This is a genomic window from Streptomyces sp. NPDC005820 (assembly GCF_040630255.1).
GTDB lineage: Bacteria > Actinomycetota > Actinomycetes > Streptomycetales > Streptomycetaceae > Streptomyces.
Genome location: NZ_JBEXXE010000019.1, coordinates 151,421 through 169,536, shown reverse-complemented (window position 1 = coordinate 169,536; position 18,116 = coordinate 151,421). Strand labels below are relative to the sequence as shown.

Below are 18,116 nucleotides of genomic sequence, written 5' to 3'. Positions count from 1 at the left end.
CCGGTCAGCCGGGGTTGTTCATGGTGTGCACGCGCCCCACGGAGGCGGCGTCCTCGCCGTACGGCGTCGTCATGACCTCCAGGTCGTGCCCACTGGGATCCCTGAAGTACATGCCCCGGCCGCCGTCGTTGTTGTTGATGATGCCGGGGACGTCGTAGAAGGGGTCGGGGTAGTAGTCGATACCCCGCTCCTTGACGCGGGCCAGGATCTCGTCGAATTCCGCCTCGGTGACGAGGAACGCGTAGTGCTCGGGGTCGAACGGTTCGTCAACCTGACCCACGTCGATCGAGACGTTGTTGTCCAGGTGATGGATCAGAAAACGGTCCTTGGCGAAGCTTTCGGCTTCCGGCAGGCCGACGACATCGGTGAGGAACCGCGCCGTCGCGTACTTGTCCCGCGCCTTGTAGATCGTGTGGTTCAGTTGCATTTTCTTTTCTCCGGCGGGTAATGAGCCTTGGGGGGCTGTGGGGTGGCGGGACGCTAGATCTGGATGACGTAGCCGTCCGGATCGCGAAGGAACGCGGACTCCTTGTTCGGGCGCAACGTGCACACCAGCGTGGCACCCAGTTCCACGAGCGCCTCGATGGCGTTGTCCAGATCCGACACGTTCTTGAGGGCGAACCCGATGTGATCGACGCCGCCACTGGTACCGGGTTCGGCATCGCCGGTGAAGTCCAGGAGCCCCGAGGGGACGCCTTGGCTGACGGTCAGGTTGTCTCCGATGCCGGGTGAGGTGAGGGTCACCAGCTTTCCGTCGAAACCACTCTCCGCGACAACCATGCCGAAGCCCTCGGTGTAGAATTTCACCGATCGCTCGACGTCGCTCACCTTGATGTGGGCGTGGTTAAGTCCTCCGAAATACATGCTCCTCCTGTCGGGTCGTTGCCACACGACTGAAGGCGTGAGTCGTTAGCGGCTCGCCATGTCAGCGATGAGGCATTGACCAATAAGAACCATTAGAACCGACCGTCGACGGCGACGGAAGAATGAGCCCCAGCTTTTTCGCTGTGCAGAACCGAGGATCTACTGGACGTTATCCGGGGCGACCGTCCGGCAGCATTTTGACTACTCCTGCACATCAGACGCGCGCTGTTTCAGCGTTCTTTGTGATCGCCACTTCTCTGCTTTCAGATGTGCAACGCGGGCGCGACGCTCTGCAGGGGTTTTCTGGGTTCCCGCGTGAGCAATCGACCCGGACTCGGACCTCTGCGAGCCCGAGTCCGCACGGGTGAGTCGCGGGCGGCCACGGCTCGGCCGGCGCGCACCGGTACAAGACGCTGTCACGCTACTGGGGGCTGGTATGGCACGCCATGCGTCGATGGTCTTACGACCTCGGACCGTGTGCGGAACCCGGCTTCGCCTGCGTGCCCTTGCGCCGGTCCCGACGCGTGCTCTCAGCGGCAGTCGTGCGTCTGGCCGGCCCGGGCCTGAGGTCCGGTGCGGGCGCCGGGCGGACGAGGCGACCGTGGTAGATGAGTGAGGCGGCTTGTTTGAGGCGGCGGACGCGGATGCTCACCTCGTAGGCATCGATGCCTGCGATCGTGGCGACGCGAGTGGTGAGATACCGGTAGAAGTCCTCGGCGTCACGACAGATGACGGTAGCCATCAGGTTGTGCCGTCCGCTGACGGCAGCTGCGAAGGCTACCTCGGGGTGCCGAACGAGCTCCTCACCGACCTGATTGAGACAGGCGGCAGCGACGCGGAGCCAGAGCGTGGCGTTCAGTGCGTGTCCGAGGCGTTCGGGCAGCAGGTCGACGTCGTAGAAGAGCGTGCCGGAGGTCTCCAGAGCGTCCAGGCGGCGGGCGACCCGGGTGTTCGACCAGCCAGTGAGTTCGGCGAGTCGGGTGTGGGTGGTGCGGCCGTCCTCGGCGAGGGCGTTCAGCAAGAGGCTGTCCTCGTCCGTCGGGGGTTGCGGGCGGCCGGTGGGAGTGAGGGCTCGGTCGCTGCCAGTGAGTCGCTTGACCTGGTCGGAGGTCAGGCCTGCACCGTAGCCGGTCCAGTCGCGGCTGTCGGTCTGGCCGAAGCTGTGCAGGACCAGGTCGATGGTGACATCGAGGACGGAGGCCGAGCGCGGTAGTTGGCGCAGCAGGACATCCTCGCGCTCGGCGTCGAAGGGCGCCCGGATCACGCAGATGATCTCGGAGCCGCCGGAGGACAGATTGGCATGGGCTATGTCCTGGCGCTTGACCAGGGAGTCGGCCAGAGGTCCGACCCGATCCGGGCGCGAGCGGATGCGGGCCACCCACTGGGCCTGCCCGTACACCGCCGGGTTGACCAGGCCGACCACGCGTATCACTCCGCTGCGACGAAGCGCCTGGTATCGACGGGCTGCCGTCTGCTCGGAAACCCCGATCACCTCGGCGATCCGCCGGAACGGAGCGCGGGGCGCCCGCTGGAGTGCGTGGAGGATTTCCCCGTCAACAGCGTCGATCATGGCGGGACAGTGCGCACAGGTCCGGGGCCTTCCTGGAGGTTTTTCCTCATCTTCGACGGTGTGGTTCATGAGCTGTGACCGTGGCGCGGATGCTGGGTGCGGCCCGCGGAAAGGACGTGTTCCCCAAGGGCACCCCGGCAGGCGACGGTATTCCCCTCCTCGGTGTCCGTCCTGCTGATGCACCTCACCAAGGCGAGCATGTCGCCGCTCCAGGCTGTCTGCGGACCGACCGCCCACGAGGGTGTCCCCACCGTTTGGCCGGACCGGAGAACCGCCCCACCCCACCCGAATCCTTCTCGTTGGAGGTTCCCTTCATGGACGTCGGTATCGGCCTGCCCATCGCTGCACCTGACACCCTTCGCACCTGGGCCGAGTGCGCCGAAGCCGGGCCCTTCAGCACACTCGGCCTGCTCGACCGGCTCGTTTACGACAACCCCGAACCCTTGATCACACTCGCTGTCCTGGCCGGCGCCACCTCCTGTATCCGCGTCCAGACCGAGGTGCTGCTCGCTCCGCTGCGCGATACCGCGCTCCTCGCCAAGCAGGCCGCCACCCTGGACCGGATGACCGGCGGCCGCCTGGTCCTCGGCCTGGGCATCGGCGGCCGGGACGACGACCACCAGGTCACAGGCATCGAGAAGAACACGCGAGGCCGACGCCTCGACGAACAGATGGCGGTGCTGCGCCGCCTGTGGTCCGGCGAACCCTACGGCGACGACATCGGCCCGATCGGTCCTGCGCCGGCCCGGCCCGGCGGCCCCGAGGTGCTCTTCGGCGGCTTCCGAACCGCCGCGATTGAACGGGTGGCGCGCTGGGGTGACGGATTCCTCGCCGCGGTAGCACCCTCCTCGGCGGGCCTCATGGGCGGCCTGTTCGACACAGCCCGCCGGTTCTGGAAGGAGTACGGGCGCGTCGGCGAACCCCGTATCGTCGCACAGGTCAATGTCGCGCTCGGCTCCGACGACGTGGTCCACGATGCCCGGAGCAATATGCGTGCTTACTACGCCTTCCTCGGTACGGCGGATCAGATGGTAGCCGGAATGCTCACCACGCCGACCGAGATCCGCGCTGCGCTCGCCGAGTTCGCCGACTTGGGCGCAGATGAGGTCATGCTGTACTGCCATGGCGTCGACCCCCACCAGGTGGACCGCCTCGCCGAGTTGCTGTAGTCGCGACGAGGTTTTTCCGCTTTCGGTGTGCCGCTGGTAGAAGGGAGGGTGCGACCGTCTCGCGCTCGCTCACAACCACGCGGGCAGTTTCGGCACAGATCCCGGCCCTCGCGAGTGCAGGGGGCCGGGCACGGGGCGTCCGGTCGCGTAGGCCGCCAGGCTCGAAAGGTCACCGCTTACCGTGACCGGCTCCGCGCCGCCTGGCGCGCCCAGGCTCCAGACACGGGAGTCGCTGTCCTCGGACCGCAGGACGACGCGTGCGCTGTCGCGCCGGGTCCGGAAGGCAGCCGCCACGTCGTCGATGAGCGCCGCGCACACCTCGCGCGGGACGTCGTCGAAGGTGGTGACGTTCAAGTCGACGGTGTGGACCCATACTTCCCGCACCCGCATCCACGGCACCTCGAAGGCGGGGACGGCGCGTCCCCGTGCCGTCCGTACGGTCGCACTCCAGCACGCGTCCGGCAGGCCTGCGAGTTCTCCGGCCAGTCGTGCGTCAGCCGTGAGGAGGTCGGCGCGCAGGGCGTCGGCCGACTGTCGTGCGCCGGCCTCGATCTCGTGCGCTCGTTGACCAGCATCCGCGTACATCGGTGTCTCAACCCCCGTACGCGCCCAAGTCAGAAGGTTGACGAGGGCATCGGCGTTACGGGCCACGTGGGCGATCACATGAGCCCTGCTCCAGCCCAGCAGAGAGGACGGCTTGGTCAAGCCCGAGTCGGTCAGCCAGTCCACGGTGGCCTCGAAGGCGGCCGTGCCCTTGGCCGCCCAGTCAAGCGTCGCCCCGGGCACGGTACTCACCGTGTCTCCTGGCGGCAGGTGTTGCGGCACTCGCCGATCCCTTCGATCCGGGTGACGAGGACCGAGCCGTCCCGGAGGTAGCGGGCGGGCTTGCGGGCGTGGCCGACCCCGCCTGGGGTGCCGGTGGCGATGACGTCGCCGGGCACGAGCGTGATGATCTCGGACAGGTAAGCGACCAGTGTTGCCGGGTCGAAGACCAGGTCAGCGGTGTCGGCCTTCTGGACAATGTCGCCGTCCACCTCGCAGGTCAGGTTGAGGCCCTGACCGGCCACCGCCGGGTCGTCGGCGGTCACCAGCCAGGGTCCGATGGGGGTGGTGGCCTCGAAGGTCTTGCCCTGGTCCCACTGGGTGGTGCGGTACTGCCAGTCGCGGGCGGTGACGTCGTTGAGCACGGTGTATCCCGCGATCGCGGTCCGCGCCACCTCCGGGACGACGTGCCGCACCTTCGCCCCGATGACGATGGCGAGTTCGGCCTCCCAGTCCATCTGGGTGGAGGACACGGGCAGGATCACGTCGTCGTGGGCGCCGATCAGAGCCCGCGCATACTTGGAGAACAGTGTGGGGTGCGAGGGCAGTTGGCGGCCCATCTCCAGAATGTGGTTGCGGTAGTTGAGGCCGACGCAGACGACCTTCTCCGGGGCAACGACCACCGGGGCGTAGTCGAAGGCCCCCTCGTACACGGCTCCGTCGGCGCGCGCAGCCCGCGCCGCCCAGTCGTCGTGGCGCAGGAAGGAGACCAGGTCGCTCTCGCCGAGGTCCACTGCTGTCCCCCCGTCGACGCGTACGGCGCGCGTGGCGCCGTCGACCCGGATGGTGGAGAGCTTCACTTGTGTTCTCCTCGGGAAGTCCGGGCGAGGCCGAGGGCCTCGTAGACGGGCTCGTCACTGAACCGGAAGAGATCGGTCTGGGTGCGGGCGGTGAGCGAGACCTCACACCAGGACGGGACGACGAACAGGTCGCCCTTGGCGATCTCGAAGACCTTCTCCCCGACGTGGGCGATTGCCTCGCCCTCGAATACCTGCCAGACCGCGGAGCCGACCGAGCGCACCGGGGCGGTCTGGGTTCCAGCCCGCAGTCGGCGCATCTCGGTGCGCATCGTGACCAGGGCGTCCTTGCCCGTGGTGGGGTTGGAGAAGCGGATTCCGGCGTGGCCTGGCTCGATCACACCAGGCGCATCTTCGTTCTCCAGTTCCAGCTGCGCGTTCAGGGCGGCGTCGGTGTGTTCCCAACGATAGGCGGCCAAAGGTGAGTTGGGGCGGTCGGGCTGGCTGATCGGACGCAGTCCGGGGTGAGCCCATAGTCGCTCAGCCCGCGAACGCCGCGGGGTGGCGGCGGTGGAGAGTTCGTCAGGGCCGAACTCGAAGAATCCGGCGTCGAGTTGCGAGACGAGTGGGATGTCGAGGCCGTCGAGCCAGGCCATCGGTTCTTCGCCGACGTTCTGGTGTTCGTGGAAAGCCCAGCTCGGCGTGAGCAGCAGATCACCCCGTCGCATCGCCACCGCGTCACCATCAACGTTGGTCCAGACGCCTTCGCCCTCGAGAACGAACCGAAAGGCGCCCTGAGAATGCCGGTGCGAGGGCGCAGTCTCATGCGGCCCCAAATACTGGATCGCGGTCCACAGGGTCGGAGTGGCATAGGGAAGCCCAGGAAGACCTGGGTTGGACAGGGCCATGGCGCGGCGCTCACCACCACGCCCTACCGGCACCAGTTCCCCGGAACGCCGTGCCATGGGGAGCAGCTGCGCCCACCGCCACAGGTGCGGGATCGCCGCGGGCCGGGGCGACATCGGCATGAGGTTCTCAACCTGGGTCCACAGCGGTATGAGACCTACTTCTTCGAATTCTGCGTACAGCTCGTCGAGCAGCTTCTGCTCGGCCTCGCTGGTGGTGTCGGTCACAGAAACCTCCACGTTGTGTGTTCGGCAACCGCCGGAAGCGCATTCGATTCCGGTGCCCCGACGCTACGCGGGTATTTCCTCTCAAAGGAATTAATGACACCCACAATTCCACTGTGAAGAATTCAGTAGCCGTTCATCCAGTTCCACGTCTCCCGTGAGCGCCGCCGGCAACGCCCTGCGGGGCGTCCGGCTGCTGCACGAACTCGACGAACTCCGAGTAACCGGGCTCGTCGCCGAGGGCTTCGCTGTGCAGGACCGCCACAAGGTCTACCGGCCAGGGCCGACCCTGCAGGCGATCCGAGGAACCGGTCAACCCCACACCCCGATCTGATCGCTGTCGCCCACCCACTACCTGCGCGGACGGCGTGGAGGGCCCCGAGGCGCTGCGTGTCAGCCACCGCACCGGCACGCCCAAGAGAGCGAGCATGGAGTGCACGCCGTCGGCACGTGTGTGCGCGACCGTACAGGCGTCGCCGTAGCCGTGGCGGCTCCCTCCGTCCGATGCACCCGCGCTCAGCTCGCGGACCTGGCTCAGCCACTGCTCGCAGCTGTGCAGGAAATCGGTCGGGAAATGTGACGCGCGGCGGCCGGCCATCGGACCGGTCTCCCGGGAAGCAATCCGCTTGGCGGCCGGTGCCAGCCCTGGCACCACGAAGGCGCTGGTCTCGGTCACGCCAACAGCAGTTCACCAAGCCTCACCGGTCGGAGGGCTCCCGCGGCAGCCACAGGAGCATCAGCACCACAGCGGCGGCCATGACCCCCGCTCCTGCCCGAAACACCAGCGCGTACCCCGCCGTCAGCGCGCGAGGGTTGCCGCTGCCTCCCGTACGGGCCGCCGCGATCGTCGACATGATCGCGAGTCCCAGTAAACCGCCCCAGCATCATCAGGATTCCCGGCAGTACGATGTCGGTGAGATAGTCCCCCTTGGAAGTCATCTCGGACTGCAGGAAAAAGCCCGCCGCCGCCACCGCCGCGCCGATTGCCGCCAGGTTCCGTGGCCCCAGCACCCGCAACCGTCAGGGAACTCGGCACCTGCGCGAGACCCGCCTGGAGCGGTGTATACCCCAGCACGTTCTGGGCGTACAGCGTCACGAAGAACCACATGCAGAACACCGCGGTCCCGTTCAGGAACATGGCCACATTCGCCGACGACACCGACCGCAGCCGCAGCAGCCCGAGCGGCATCAGCGGAGCCGCCGTACGCGCCTCGACAAGCAGGAACGCCGCGATCAGAGCCAGGCCGGCGACCAGTGGCAGCAGGGTCGAAGTCGCCGTCCAGCCCTCAGAGTCGGACTGCGAGATCCCGTACGCGAGGGTCGCGAACCCAGCCGTCACCAGCACCGCGCCCGGCAGGTCGAGGCGCCGCCCGTCGCCGTTGCGACTCTCCGTCAACCACCGCAACGAGCCGGCCAGCACCATCGCCCCGACCGGGACGTTGATCAGCAGCACCCGCCGCCATGACACCCCGTCCACCAGCGCACCACCGACCAGGCCGCCCGCGGCCCCACCGCCCGCACCCACCGCGCTCCACGTCGCGATGGCACGCATCCGCGCAGTGCCGTTCGGGACGGCGGAGGTGACGATCGTCAGGGTCGACGACGCAAGCACCGCGGCTCCGAGCCCCTGCACGGCCCGCGCGATCAGCAACTGCCACCTCGTCGGCCCGGCTGCCGCCGCGAGTGCCGCTGCGGTCCTGGCGGCGGCCTGCCCGTCGCGGTCGGCGCTGCCGGGCCACGCACGCCGAGGCATCCCCGTCCTTGAGGAACCCGGTGTCATCGACGATCACGGTCGGCTCGATCACCTGCTGCATCCGCCAGACGAGGCGGACCCGTACATGCGCCGCCTCCCACGGGCTGGTGGTGATGAAGTGGGCCAGTGCGTGCCGGTTGCCGTCCTTGCCCAGCCGTGCGGCCATCGGTTCGACCGACTTGCGCCGCCCGTCCAGCACCGTGCGAACGGTTCGAACATCTCCGCCGCGAAGTCCTTCAGATCGCACCGGACCGCGGCCAACTCCCCACCCAGCACACCCGCTCAGCGACACACCCGATCAAACGGACACGCCACCGGCGAACGAACCTGAACAAGCACCACTAGGCTTTCGCGCCGCGGTCGGTGACAGCGGATTGCTCTTGTCGTTGCTCTGGCTCCCAGGCGTGCGCCCAGGCGGTGATGCCCTCGACGACGGCGCCGAGCGCACGACCCTTGGGCGTGAGCCGGTAGCTGACTCGTGTGGGGGGTCCCTGGTCGACATGCCGTTCGACGATGCCCTCGTGCTCGAGCTCGCGCAGTCGCTCGGTGAGCATCCGCGAGCTCACGCCGGGGATGGCGTGCTTGAGGTCGTTGAACCGCTCGATGTCGTGGAGCAGGGCTCGGATCACCGCTCCCATCCAGCGGCTACCGATCAGCTCGACAGCATGCAGGTAGCGAGGGCAGAACGCGTGCGGTGCGATCGACTCCATGCCTACTAGGTTACCCCATGGCTCTAAGTTATTGAACAGAACTAGGTTGACATTAGTAACCTGCTCTCTTAGCGTTCGTGGCGTAACCCATCCAGCTTCGGAGGAATCACATGTCTCACATGGATCTGCACACGCCTGAGAACAGCGCGATCGTGCTCATCGACCACAACCTCGGCACGTCGCTGTCGGTGCAGTCGATGGACCGCCAGGCGCTGGTCAACAACACCGTCGCCCTGGCCAAGATCGCCAAGCGGATGAACGTGCCGCTCGTCGTGACCAACGGCCAGGACACCGACCCGTCGTCGACGTTGTTTCCCGAACTGCTCAGCGTGCTCGGCGAGACCCCGGTCATCGCCCGTTACGGCACCTTCAACGCCTGGGACGACGCCGACTTCGTGGCTGCGATCGAGCGCACCCAGCGCGGCAGGCTCGTCCTGGCCGGTCTCTGGACCGAGGTGTGCGTGATGTTCCCGGCGCTCTCGGCCCTCGACGCAGGCTACGAGGTCTCCGTCGTGGTCGATGCGTCGGCCGGCGAGAGCGTCCAGAGTCAGGACGCGGCGCTGCGGCGCCTGGTCCAGGCAGGCGCCGTGCCCACCACCTGGTTCTCCCTCGCGGCGGAGTTCGCGCGCAGCTGGGCCAACGTCGACAAGGCGGTCGCCCTGAGCGAGATCGCTGGTGAGCACCTGGCCACGTTCAGCCTCACGAGCCAGTACTTCCAGCACACGCTGACGGTGCCGTCGGCACTCGCCACCGCCTGAGCAGGTCAGCGGGGGCACCATGGCCATGGTTGGCCCGTCCTGGTCACTTTCCGGGCGGGCCTTGTGCTCCCGTGGAAACGGGGTCGCGTCCTTCGTGCTGACGGCGCGATCTTCCCGCTATCTGAGGTTTTCGCTTCGGGGTGTGGTGACCGCTGGTGGGTGTGTCCAGGTGTCATGCGGTATTCCGTGGGTGACCGTGAAGCAGCGGGTACAAGGACCTGCGCTGGCGGGGAACGGGCACGGCGCCCACCGCCGCTCCGCGGCCGACTGCGCCGCCGTGTGCCGAGGCGCTGCGCAACGGCGACTGGCCCGAGGCGGTGACACGGACACCCATCTGGTCGGCTGCCATGATCCAGCGCTACGCCGAGGACGGCGGTGCGCACGAGACTCGTGATCGCCGAAGTCCAGGTACCGGGCGGTCGTGGTCCTTCTCCCCAATGATGAGACTCGCTCTCCATGCCGTTCCTGGCCTGCGGTATCGGCCGCCGAAGCAAGCCCCGGACGGAACAGGCGACGACCCGCCGAGCAGTTTGAGCATGACCCCTGTGTTTCGGCGCATCTCGGCTGGCCCTGCATCAGGCTCGGCTGAGCCGGCAGGCCAACACCACCTTCGCCGAGGACGCCTCACAGCTTCGGACCGGCAGCGCGCCCCGCACCATGGCGACCTGGCGCAACCTCGCCATTGGCGCCTTACGCATCGCCGGCACCGACAACATCGCCGCTGCACTCCGCGCCAACTCCCGCGACCCGAAACGCCCGCTCGCACTCTTCGGCCTCCCGTGATCACGAACCTGACGCCACGCGACTCATCCGAAGCCCTGCCCGGTCGCGGCCCCCGAAGTCGGCAAGCGCCACGTCGAGCGGCGCCTGCGGATCAGGGCTCAGGGACAGGCGTTGTCCGAGAAGACCTCGATCTTCACGCCTGCTGTGCGCCGGTGCTGATCTGCTGGGTGAGCTTCAGCAGTTCTTCGACGTGGTAGAGCTCGGTGATCTTGCCGTCGACGATGCGCATGATGTCCTGGCCGTTGATGTCGACCGGGTTGCCGCTGGCGGGGAACCCGAAGGCGTCTCCGGTGTGGGTCGCGGTCATCCGCCAGTGGAGGACAATCCAGCCGCCGGGAAGCTCCTGCTGGAAAAGGATCCGGTGCTGTGTGTCGGTGAATCCGTCGCGGACCGCGGCGATCGATGCCCGCATGCCGTCGATACCCGAGGCGGCGTCGCTGGCGGGGTTGTGGTCGATCACATCCGGGGCGAACACCTCGTCTGCCCCGGCGACGTTGCCCGTGTCGTAGAGCTCCAGCTCGCGCGCGGCGACCCGCAAGGCGGTGCTCGTCGTCGAGCGCACGATCTCGCTTGCGGTGTTGTTCGTAGTGATTGCGGTCATGAGGCCCTCCAAGGCATGTGGTGCGGGCGGGCTGCCCCGACTACAGTTCCCCAAGGGAACCAGTTCCCTCAAATGAACTAATGGGGAGAGCATGAGTGATCTGGATCACCTTCTGCCGGAATGTCCGATCGCCCGGTTCCTGACCGTGCTGGATGGGACCTGGGCGACGCTGATCGTGCGGGAACTGCTGACCGGCCCCAAACGCTTCACCGAGTTGCGCGCCGCGCTACCGGGGATCAGCCCCAAGACCCTGTCCTCACGGCTACAGCGATTCGTCTCCGCTGGACTGGTCACCCGTACCGCCTACCCGGAGATCCCACCCCGGGTGGAGTACCAGCTCACCGAAGCAGGCACACGACTTCAGACCGTCTTCGACGCCATGGCCGCCTGGGCCGAACAAGACCTTCCGCGCACCGGCATCTTCCGCGTCACAGACCGCTGACCCGAAACGCCCGCTCGCGCTCTTCGGCCTCCCGTGATCACGAACCGGGCATCACACAACTATGCCGAAGCCCTGGGTCCGGACTGGCGAGGTAGTCGCACGCGAAGATGGTGCGCACCGCGCGGCCGAGTTCTTCGAGCGCGGCGTAGGTGGGGTGTTTGGGGCCGCTGCGGGTGAAGCAACGCAGGACCTGTTTCGCCTCCGTGGTGCCCAGACGCAGGGCGGTGGCGTACTTGACCATCTGGGGTCACCGGGCGACACCAATTCCGGATCCTCGCGTCCAGCCAGCGTCCAGAATTCGACGTCCAGACGCTCGCACAGCCCACCCACGACGTCACCCTCCAGCCGCAGGCCGATACGTCTGCGCAGGTCAAAGCGACCCCAACACACACTGACGGCCACGGAGTTGAACTCACGAGCAGCGGATTCAGCCCCGTAACCCAAAACCCTGAATCCACACCCTTGATGAGACGTTTCCGCAGGTCACAGGGGTGCTCGGTGGGGCGGGTGGGACTCGAACCCACGGCCGACGGATTATGAGTCCATTGGGGATCTTGGCGGGCCTTGTCGATCATTGCCGATTCACGCCGTTCTTGCAGGTCAGACGTGCTGATCCGTGTCAGCCCCGTGCAGTGCTTGTCGGCCTGTTCCTGTCCTTGTGGCCCCTCAATGGCCCCTGGCGGCCTTCGAGAGGGACGCTCGCGACAAGAACCGCCTCGTCCGCCCAGTTCAGCCAAGAGGATGGAACCTTCGCCCAGCGGAGTCCCTTTCCAACGCGCGGCGAATCAAGGGCAGGTGGTTAGCCCCCAGGTACGCAGGGCCGACGGCACGGCGGGCGGAAGAGCTGCGGTCGCGCCGACCTCGACCTGCTCCGCCGACGCATACTCGTCGCGGACTGATCCTGTCCGTGCCCGTCAGACGGACAGGCGATCGACCAACAGCCCACCTCGGGAAGTCAGTCCCACCACGAAACGACAGAAAGGACCCGCTCCGAGGCTCCTGCATAGCACTTGCGCAGGGCATCGAAATGGTCCTTCAGGCACGTTCTGGGTCCGTCGACGAGGCCTTCGGCTCCGTAGCCGATCAACGCTCCCGCCTCACGCATGTCGAGTGGCAGCACGCCAGAACGGCCTGGAGGTCGATCTCCCTGAGCAGGCCGGAGACTTGTCTGACTGCCAACGGTTCAAGGGCGGGCCGGTGCAGGCCCGAAAGGCCAGATGGCATGAGGGTGAGCGTTGAGGAAACCGACATCGATCGCCAGACCGCCGTCGGTGGCCCGCTTGAGCGCGGCGAGGTGCAGTTGCGTGACCGGGTCCGCGAGGCAGACGGACGCAACCCTGAACCGAATGCCGGACTGATCGACTCGCAGTCCGTGCGCACTGCCGACACTGTCCCCTCCGCTACAAGAGGCTTCGATGCGGGCAAGAAGGTCAAGGGCCGCAAGCAGTTCATCGTCACCGGCACCCGCGGCCTGCTCCTGGCCGTCCACGTCGTCGCCGCGAACATCCAAGACCGCGACGGCGCCAGGCGTCCGCTGCCGTGGACCCGCCTCGACCGCCCGGGGGTGAAGAAGATCTGGGCGGACCAGGGCTCCGCCGGACGCCTGGTCGATTGGACCGCCCGCTTGTACGCACCGCAGCCGGACAAGCTGTTTGACTCAGCTGAGCGATTCGAGGTCGTCGGGCGTGCCGTCAAGGGCAGGACCACAGCCTGGGGGGCCTCAGGCGTCTGCAGCGCGGACGCGGTCGGTTCCGTAGGCATCAGACCGCCTCGTTCACCGTCATCCAGCGCCACTGGGTGAACTGCTCCAGGTTGGCGGTTCCGCCGATGCGGGAGCCATTGCCCGATACTCCCATCCCGCCGAAGGGGGCGTTCGCGGCGTCCTTTGCGGAGACGTCGTTGAGGTGCACCATGCCGGTGCGCAACTGCTCGGCGATGGCCGCGGCACGCGGCACCGAACGGGAGTGCACAGCCGCTGTCAGGCCGTATTCGGTGTCGTTGGCGATCTCGACGGCCTCCGTGTCGGTGCGGAACGGAACGACGGGGGCGACGGGCCCGAAGATCTCCTCGGTGAAGACGGGCATGGTCCGCTCGACGTGATCCAGGACGGTGGGCGGGTAGAACAACCCGTCGCGGCGTCCGCCGGCCAGCACCCGTGCCCCGGCGGCCACGCTCTCGTCCACGATGCGCTCGATCCTCGCGGCCTGGCGCTCGCTGATCACGGGACCGAGGGCCACGCCCTCCTCGCGGGGGTCGCCGACCCGCAGCGCCTTGGCGTGCCTGATCAGTGCCTCGGTGTACGACTTCATGAGGTCGACATGGACCAGATGGCGCCCGGCGGCTACGCAAGCCTGCCCCTGGTAGCCGAAGGAACTCATCGCCCCGGCTGCCGCGGCGGCGTCGACGTCCGCGTCGTCGAGGACGACGATCGAGTTCTTGCCGCCCAGTTCCAGGGCCACCCGCTTGAGCCCTTCGCCCGCGGCGCGGGCGACCACCCGACCGGCCTCGGTGGAGCCGGTGAACGAGACCATGGCGACGTGGGGATCAGCCACGACCGCCTCGCCGATGCCGGGGCCTCCGGGCAGGACGTGGAGCAGCCCCTCGGGCAGTCCGGCATCCTCGAACAGTCGCGCCACGACGACGCCGCCGGACACCGGCGTGTGGGGGTCGGGTTTGAGCAGGACGGCGTTGCCCAGCACAAGGGCGGGCGCGAGGGCCCGAATGGCGAACAGCAGGGGGGCGTTCCAGGGGTTGATGACGCCGACCACCCCCAGCGGTACCCGCCATGCGTAACTGGCCCGGCCGGTCGGCGGGCCCAGGATCTCGCCGCGGGGCAGCGACGCGAGCCCGGCGGCCTGCGCCAACTGGCTGAGCCCGGCCACGATCTCGTAGTCGCCCTTCGCCGGGACGCCTCCGGACTCCCTGACGATCCACTCGCGGATCGCCCCACTGTTGTCACGCAGTGCCCGGGTGGCACGGAGCAGGACCTCGGCGCGCACCTGGGCCGGCGCCTCGGCCCAGGCCCGCTGAGCCCGTGCGGCCAGGGCACCGGCCCGGGCGACATCCGCGGGCGCCGCCACGCCCACCTCCGCCAGCCGCTCTCCCGTGGCGGGTTCGTTCACCGGTTGAGCCCCGCCCTCGGACTGCCGCCAGCCGCCGCTGTAGATCTTCCCGGCCCATTCGGCCGCATCGAGCCACGTCCCCTCACCGATGGTGCTCATGACGCGACCCTCCATCATTGACACATTAATGGCTTTTTGCGGCTATACCCTTATTGATCATAATATGATCTGCTCTTCCGGCCTTGGTTTGCTCCTGGCCGGACCGGAGCGCACGGTGGAACGACCGAGGCGAGAGCGGATGAGCGCGATGACGGGTTCTGAAACCGCTGCCGGCGACGACCGGGCGGCGTGGCGACCGGATGGCCCCGTCGACGAGTCGGCCACGGCCAGAGCCAGCGTGGATCCGAACGGCATCGTGACCGGATGGAGCGAGGGAGCGCGGCGGCTCCTCGGATACCGGGCCGCGGAGGTCGTCGGCAGGCCTGCGGCGCGGCTGCTCGCCGGGAAGCCGCCCGCCGAGACACTGCGGTCCCTGCGGACGCTGCCGAGGTGGAACGGGGCAGCGACACTCCTGCACCGGGACGGCCACCGCCTCGCGGTGAACCTGCTGGCCCATCGCCGGGAGCCCGACCGCGAAGAGGGAAACGGGGACGGCGAGTGGCTCCTGGTCTCCCCCCTGGTCCGCCCGTCGGCGCCTCTCCAGGACGACGCACTGGTGATGTGGGCGTTCACCCAATCCCCGTCCACGACGGCGCTCTACGACGCCGGCCTGCGGCTGCGACGGGCGAACGCCGATATGGAACGTGCGATCGGCCTGCCCGAAGAGGCAATGCAGGGGTTGCGCGTGTCGGAGATCGTGGTTCATCCGGAGGGTGACCGGACGGAACAGTGCATGCGGCGGGCGCTGGAAACCGGCGAAGAGCAGCAGCTGCAGCAGATCCTGCACCTGGCGGGCCACGAGCGCGAGAGCGTCTGGGCGACTTCACTCACCCCTGTGCTGGACGCCGAGGGGACCGTACGGGGAGTGCTCCTTTCCGCGCACGACACGACCGAGGAGCATCTGGCCCGAAGACGTCTGGCCCTGCTCAACGACGCCAGCATCCGCATCGGCAGCACCCTGGACCTCGCCCGGACCGCGCAGGAACTCGCCGACGTGGCCATCCCGCGGCTTGCGGACTTCGTCACCGTCGACCTGCTCCCCGCCATCGAAGGCGGCGACGACCCGCGCGCCGGCTCGCCGCCCAGCCCCGTCATGCTGCGCCGTGTCGCCTTCCAGTCCGTTCTGGAGGGCTCCCCCGAGGCCGTGGTGGAGCGCGGAACGGTGGCCGCCTACCCGGACGAATCCACTGCGGCCAGGTGCCTGACCAGCGGTCGGCCGCTGATCGAGAACGTGACCGCCTCCGCGATACGCAAGGTGGCGAGCCAGACCCCGGACCGGGCCGAGCGCATGCGACGCTACGGCTTCCACTCAGTGCTGGCCGTGCCGATGCGCGCTCGCGGCATCACGCTCGGCGTAGCCACGTTCTCCCGCCACCGGAGCCCCGAACCCTTCGCGCAGGACGACCTGCTCCTGGGCCAGGAGATCACCGCCAGGGCCGCCGTCTGCATCGACAACGCCCGCCGCTACACCCGCGAGCGCCGCACCTCCCTCACCCTGCAGAGCAGTCTCCTGCCACACCGGCTGCCCCCGCAGGCCGCCGTCGACGTCGCCTCTCGCTACCTGCCCGCCAGCACACGGGCCGGCGTCGGCGGCGACTGGTTCGACGTGATCCCGCTGTCCGGCGCCCGGGTCGCCCTCGTCGTCGGCGACGTCGTCGGCCACGGCATCCAGGCCTCGGCCACCATGGGACGGTTGCGCACCGCTGTACGCACCCTGGCCGATGTCGACCTCCCGCCCGACGAACTGCTGACCCACCTGGATGACATGGTCATCCGCCTGTCCGCTGAGGCCGACAGCACGGCCGACACCACCGCTGACATCGGAGCGACCTGCCTGTACGCGGTCTACGACCCGGTTTCCCGACGCTGCACCCTGGCTCGCGCGGGCCACCCCGTACCCGCGCTGGCGCCCCCGGACGGCGCCGTGGAATTCCTCGACATCCCCGCGGGCCCGCCACTGGGGCTGGGCGGCCTGCCCTTCGAAGCCGCCGAGATCGAGCTGCCCGAAGGCAGCCTCCTCGCGCTGTACACCGACGGTCTCGTCGAGGCCCGGGGCCGCGACATCGACGAGGGTCTCGACGCGCTGCGTGAGGCGTTGTCCCGGTCGGCTCCGTCCTTGGAGAGCACTTGCGACACCGTGCTCCAGACGCTTCTCCCGGACCACCCCGCCGACGACGTGGCGCTGCTGATCGCCCGTACCCGCGCCCTGGACGCGGCCCATGTCGCCACCTGGGACGTGGCGCCCGAACCCGCGGCGGTCGCCGAGACCCGCAAAAATGCCTGCCGGCAGCTGGCCGCCTGGGGCTTGGACGAGGCCGCCTTCGTCACCGAACTGGTCGTCAGTGAACTGGTCACCAACGCCATCCGCTACGGCGGCGCCCCCATCCAGCTCCGGCTCATCCGCGACCGCAACCTCATCTGCGAGGTCTCCGACGCCAGCAACACGACCCCCCACCTGCGCCGCGCCCGCACCTTCGACGAAGGTGGCCGCGGCCTGCTCCTCGTCGCCCAGCTCACCCAGGGCTGGGGCACCCGCCAGACGCACACCGGTAAAACAATCTGGGCCGAACAGGCCCTCGCCATCACCACCTGACAGCGAAGCGAATCAGGTTTTCACGGGCGCGCGGAGAGCGGGGCGGGCCAGCGTGCGGAGCAGAGCGTGATGGGTGTCCCGCCGAGTGGTATCGCCGGTTGAGGGTCGTGAACGCGCGGGTGTCTGCCACTGGCGTGTGCTTTCACTGGCGGCAACTGCTCTTTACCGCATTGCAGGTCCAGCGGCCAGTCGGGGGCGACGTCGCCTGTGGCGGCCACGGAGAGCAGCGCGTAGGTAGCCGTGCCTCGAACTGCCCGTTCGCCACGGAGAATTGCGCGATGGCCGGCCCTTGTTGCAGGCGCCCGTCTCCAACCCCACCTGCCCGACACCGCACTCCGGCATCGGCATCGGCATCGGCATCGGCATCGGCACTGTACGCGATCCAGATCGTGTGCTGACCGCACACGGCTCAGCCCTGATGAACGCAGTGCGCCGTCCATGGGGCAGTTTCCTTTTCGGGCCATTTCCCTGGCCCCGGGCCCGTGTGCCAGACGCAGCGGCATCCGCGCCGCCTCCAGCGCCGGCCCGACACTCGACCGTCCGCGCGGTGGACGGCAGCCCATGGCGCGGAACCAGCAACCGGGACAACAAAATCGGTCCGGAAACACTCTCGGCCTGACCCCGGCCGCGCCCTCCCGGCCCCTGTGCGGCCCCTGAGTCTTGGCATCGACCCTCAGGGCGGTCGCCCGGACGGCGAGCAACAACCTCGAACACCTACTCCGCCGCAGCTCAGAGGGTTGGAGCTCCCCCGACCGCCGTTGGACTCCAAACCCACGAGCAGCGGATTCAGTCCGTTCAGGGAAAGTTGACGATCCGACACCCGAAAATGAACGTTTCCGCAGGTCAGAGACCTGCACAGGTGGGGCGGGTGGGACTCGAACCCACGGCCGACGGATTATGAGTCCTTTGAGGATCTTGGCGGGCTTTGCCGACCCGTGCCGATCCATTACGTTTTCGCAGGTC

At 68.1% G+C, this 18,116-nt stretch carries 16 protein-coding genes and 3 pseudogenes; 7 read left to right on the top strand and 12 right to left on the bottom strand.

Annotation, left to right across the window (positions count from 1 at the left end):
- Positions 1-4 precede the first annotated feature (4 nt).
- From ABZ464_RS24245 to ABZ464_RS24235, 3 genes are all read right to left on the bottom strand, one after another.
- Entirely contained in the window at positions 5-427 is a 423-nt protein-coding gene (locus tag ABZ464_RS24245) for a VOC family protein (RefSeq protein WP_359279716.1), read from the bottom strand.
- A gap of 53 nt (positions 428-480) precedes the next feature.
- On the bottom strand, positions 481-864 hold the full coding sequence (locus ABZ464_RS24240) for a VOC family protein (RefSeq protein WP_359279715.1): 384 nt from the start codon (positions 862-864) through the stop codon (positions 481-483).
- Positions 865-1,324: 460 nt separating this feature from the next.
- Complete coding sequence (locus tag ABZ464_RS24235; RefSeq protein ID WP_359279714.1) at positions 1,325-2,434, bottom strand: Lrp/AsnC family transcriptional regulator; 1,110 nt, start codon at positions 2,432-2,434, stop codon at positions 1,325-1,327.
- Positions 2,435-2,748: 314 nt separating this feature from the next.
- Between ABZ464_RS24235 and ABZ464_RS24230 the strand changes: the two genes are divergently transcribed.
- Positions 2,749-3,603 carry an LLM class flavin-dependent oxidoreductase gene (locus ABZ464_RS24230; RefSeq protein WP_359279713.1) on the top strand — a complete coding sequence of 285 codons (855 nt, stop codon included), beginning with the start codon at positions 2,749-2,751 and terminating at the stop codon, positions 3,601-3,603.
- Positions 3,604-3,672: 69 nt separating this feature from the next.
- Here ABZ464_RS24230 and ABZ464_RS24225 read toward each other — a convergent pair whose 3' ends face one another.
- The 3 genes from ABZ464_RS24225 to ABZ464_RS24215 are packed head-to-tail and all read right to left on the bottom strand — an operon-like array spanning position 3,673 to position 6,295.
- Positions 3,673-4,398: a maleylpyruvate isomerase family mycothiol-dependent enzyme gene (locus tag ABZ464_RS24225; protein WP_359279712.1), complete on the bottom strand. Its 726-nt coding sequence runs from the start codon at positions 4,396-4,398 to the stop codon at positions 3,673-3,675.
- A complete protein-coding gene (locus ABZ464_RS24220; RefSeq protein WP_359279711.1) occupies positions 4,395-5,225 on the bottom strand; it encodes a fumarylacetoacetate hydrolase family protein in 831 nt (276 codons plus the stop codon). The genes ABZ464_RS24225 and ABZ464_RS24220 overlap by 4 nt, the downstream gene beginning before the upstream one ends.
- Positions 5,222-6,295, bottom strand: a complete 1,074-nt coding sequence (locus tag ABZ464_RS24215) for a cupin domain-containing protein (RefSeq protein ID WP_359279710.1) — start codon at positions 6,293-6,295, stop codon at positions 5,222-5,224. The genes ABZ464_RS24220 and ABZ464_RS24215 overlap by 4 nt, the downstream gene beginning before the upstream one ends.
- A gap of 154 nt (positions 6,296-6,449) precedes the next feature.
- Between ABZ464_RS24215 and ABZ464_RS24210 the strand changes: the two genes are divergently transcribed.
- Positions 6,450-6,626, top strand: coding sequence for a hypothetical protein (locus ABZ464_RS24210; RefSeq protein WP_359279709.1), 177 nt, complete (start codon positions 6,450-6,452; stop codon positions 6,624-6,626).
- Between the two features lie 3 nt (positions 6,627-6,629).
- Complete coding sequence (locus tag ABZ464_RS24205) at positions 6,630-6,872, top strand: IclR family transcriptional regulator C-terminal domain-containing protein (protein ID WP_359279752.1); 243 nt, start codon at positions 6,630-6,632, stop codon at positions 6,870-6,872.
- A gap of 118 nt (positions 6,873-6,990) precedes the next feature.
- Here the strand turns inward: ABZ464_RS24205 and ABZ464_RS24200 are convergent.
- From ABZ464_RS24200 to ABZ464_RS24190, 3 genes and pseudogenes are all read right to left on the bottom strand, one after another.
- Positions 6,991-7,949: pseudogene (locus ABZ464_RS24200) on the bottom strand (MFS transporter); the annotation flags it as partial.
- A gap of 130 nt (positions 7,950-8,079) precedes the next feature.
- Positions 8,080-8,211, bottom strand: a pseudogene (locus ABZ464_RS24195) (transposase); the annotation flags it as partial.
- A gap of 175 nt (positions 8,212-8,386) precedes the next feature.
- Positions 8,387-8,755 (bottom strand): helix-turn-helix domain-containing protein, encoded by a 369-nt coding sequence (locus ABZ464_RS24190; RefSeq protein WP_359279708.1) that lies wholly within the window; start codon positions 8,753-8,755, stop codon positions 8,387-8,389.
- Positions 8,756-8,874: 119 nt separating this feature from the next.
- Here ABZ464_RS24190 and ABZ464_RS24185 point away from each other — a divergent pair, with 119 nt between their 5' ends.
- Complete coding sequence (locus ABZ464_RS24185) at positions 8,875-9,513, top strand: isochorismatase family protein (protein WP_359279707.1); 639 nt, start codon at positions 8,875-8,877, stop codon at positions 9,511-9,513.
- A 916-nt stretch (positions 9,514-10,429) separates the two neighbouring features.
- Here ABZ464_RS24185 and ABZ464_RS24180 read toward each other — a convergent pair.
- Entirely contained in the window at positions 10,430-10,897 is a 468-nt protein-coding gene (locus ABZ464_RS24180) for an ester cyclase (protein WP_359279706.1), read from the bottom strand.
- Between the two features lie 91 nt (positions 10,898-10,988).
- Here ABZ464_RS24180 and ABZ464_RS24175 point away from each other — a divergent pair, with 91 nt between their 5' ends.
- On the top strand, positions 10,989-11,339 hold the full coding sequence (locus tag ABZ464_RS24175) for a helix-turn-helix domain-containing protein (RefSeq protein ID WP_359279705.1): 351 nt from the start codon (positions 10,989-10,991) through the stop codon (positions 11,337-11,339).
- Between the two features lie 76 nt (positions 11,340-11,415).
- Here the strand turns inward: ABZ464_RS24175 and ABZ464_RS24170 are convergent.
- A pseudogene (locus ABZ464_RS24170) lies at positions 11,416-11,583 on the bottom strand (Tn3 family transposase); the annotation flags it as partial.
- Positions 11,584-12,567: 984 nt separating this feature from the next.
- Between ABZ464_RS24170 and ABZ464_RS24165 the strand changes: the two are divergent.
- A complete protein-coding gene (locus ABZ464_RS24165) occupies positions 12,568-13,140 on the top strand; it encodes a transposase (protein ID WP_359279704.1) in 573 nt (190 codons plus the stop codon).
- On the opposite strand, the gene ABZ464_RS24160 is transcribed toward ABZ464_RS24165, so the two are convergent.
- Positions 13,100-14,560 carry a benzaldehyde dehydrogenase gene (locus ABZ464_RS24160; protein ID WP_359279703.1) on the bottom strand — a complete coding sequence of 487 codons (1,461 nt, stop codon included), beginning with the start codon at positions 14,558-14,560 and terminating at the stop codon, positions 13,100-13,102. The two genes, ABZ464_RS24165 and ABZ464_RS24160, sit on opposite strands and share 41 nt — an antisense overlap.
- A 139-nt stretch (positions 14,561-14,699) precedes the next feature.
- Here ABZ464_RS24160 and ABZ464_RS24155 point away from each other — a divergent pair, with 139 nt between their 5' ends.
- Positions 14,700-17,153, top strand: a complete 2,454-nt coding sequence (locus ABZ464_RS24155) for a SpoIIE family protein phosphatase (protein WP_359279702.1) — start codon at positions 14,700-14,702, stop codon at positions 17,151-17,153.
- Positions 17,154-18,116: the final 963 nt, after the last annotated feature.

Coding starts and splice junctions, on each gene's coding strand:
- ABZ464_RS24240 (WP_359279715.1), bottom strand. CDS start 864: ATGTATTTCGGAGGACTTAACCACGCCCACATCAAGGTGAGCGACGTC.
- ABZ464_RS24180 (WP_359279706.1), bottom strand. CDS start 10,897: ATGACCGCAATCACTACGAACAACACCGCAAGCGAGATCGTGCGCTCG.
- ABZ464_RS24235 (WP_359279714.1), bottom strand. CDS start 2,434: ATGATCGACGCTGTTGACGGGGAAATCCTCCACGCACTCCAGCGGGCG.
- ABZ464_RS24155 (WP_359279702.1), top strand. CDS start 14,700: ATGAGCGCGATGACGGGTTCTGAAACCGCTGCCGGCGACGACCGGGCG.
- ABZ464_RS24230 (WP_359279713.1), top strand. CDS start 2,749: ATGGACGTCGGTATCGGCCTGCCCATCGCTGCACCTGACACCCTTCGC.
- ABZ464_RS24245 (WP_359279716.1), bottom strand. CDS start 427: ATGCAACTGAACCACACGATCTACAAGGCGCGGGACAAGTACGCGACG.
- ABZ464_RS24160 (WP_359279703.1), bottom strand. CDS start 14,560: ATGAGCACCATCGGTGAGGGGACGTGGCTCGATGCGGCCGAATGGGCC.
- ABZ464_RS24175 (WP_359279705.1), top strand. CDS start 10,989: ATGAGTGATCTGGATCACCTTCTGCCGGAATGTCCGATCGCCCGGTTC.
- ABZ464_RS24190 (WP_359279708.1), bottom strand. CDS start 8,755: ATGGAGTCGATCGCACCGCACGCGTTCTGCCCTCGCTACCTGCATGCT.
- ABZ464_RS24185 (WP_359279707.1), top strand. CDS start 8,875: ATGGATCTGCACACGCCTGAGAACAGCGCGATCGTGCTCATCGACCAC.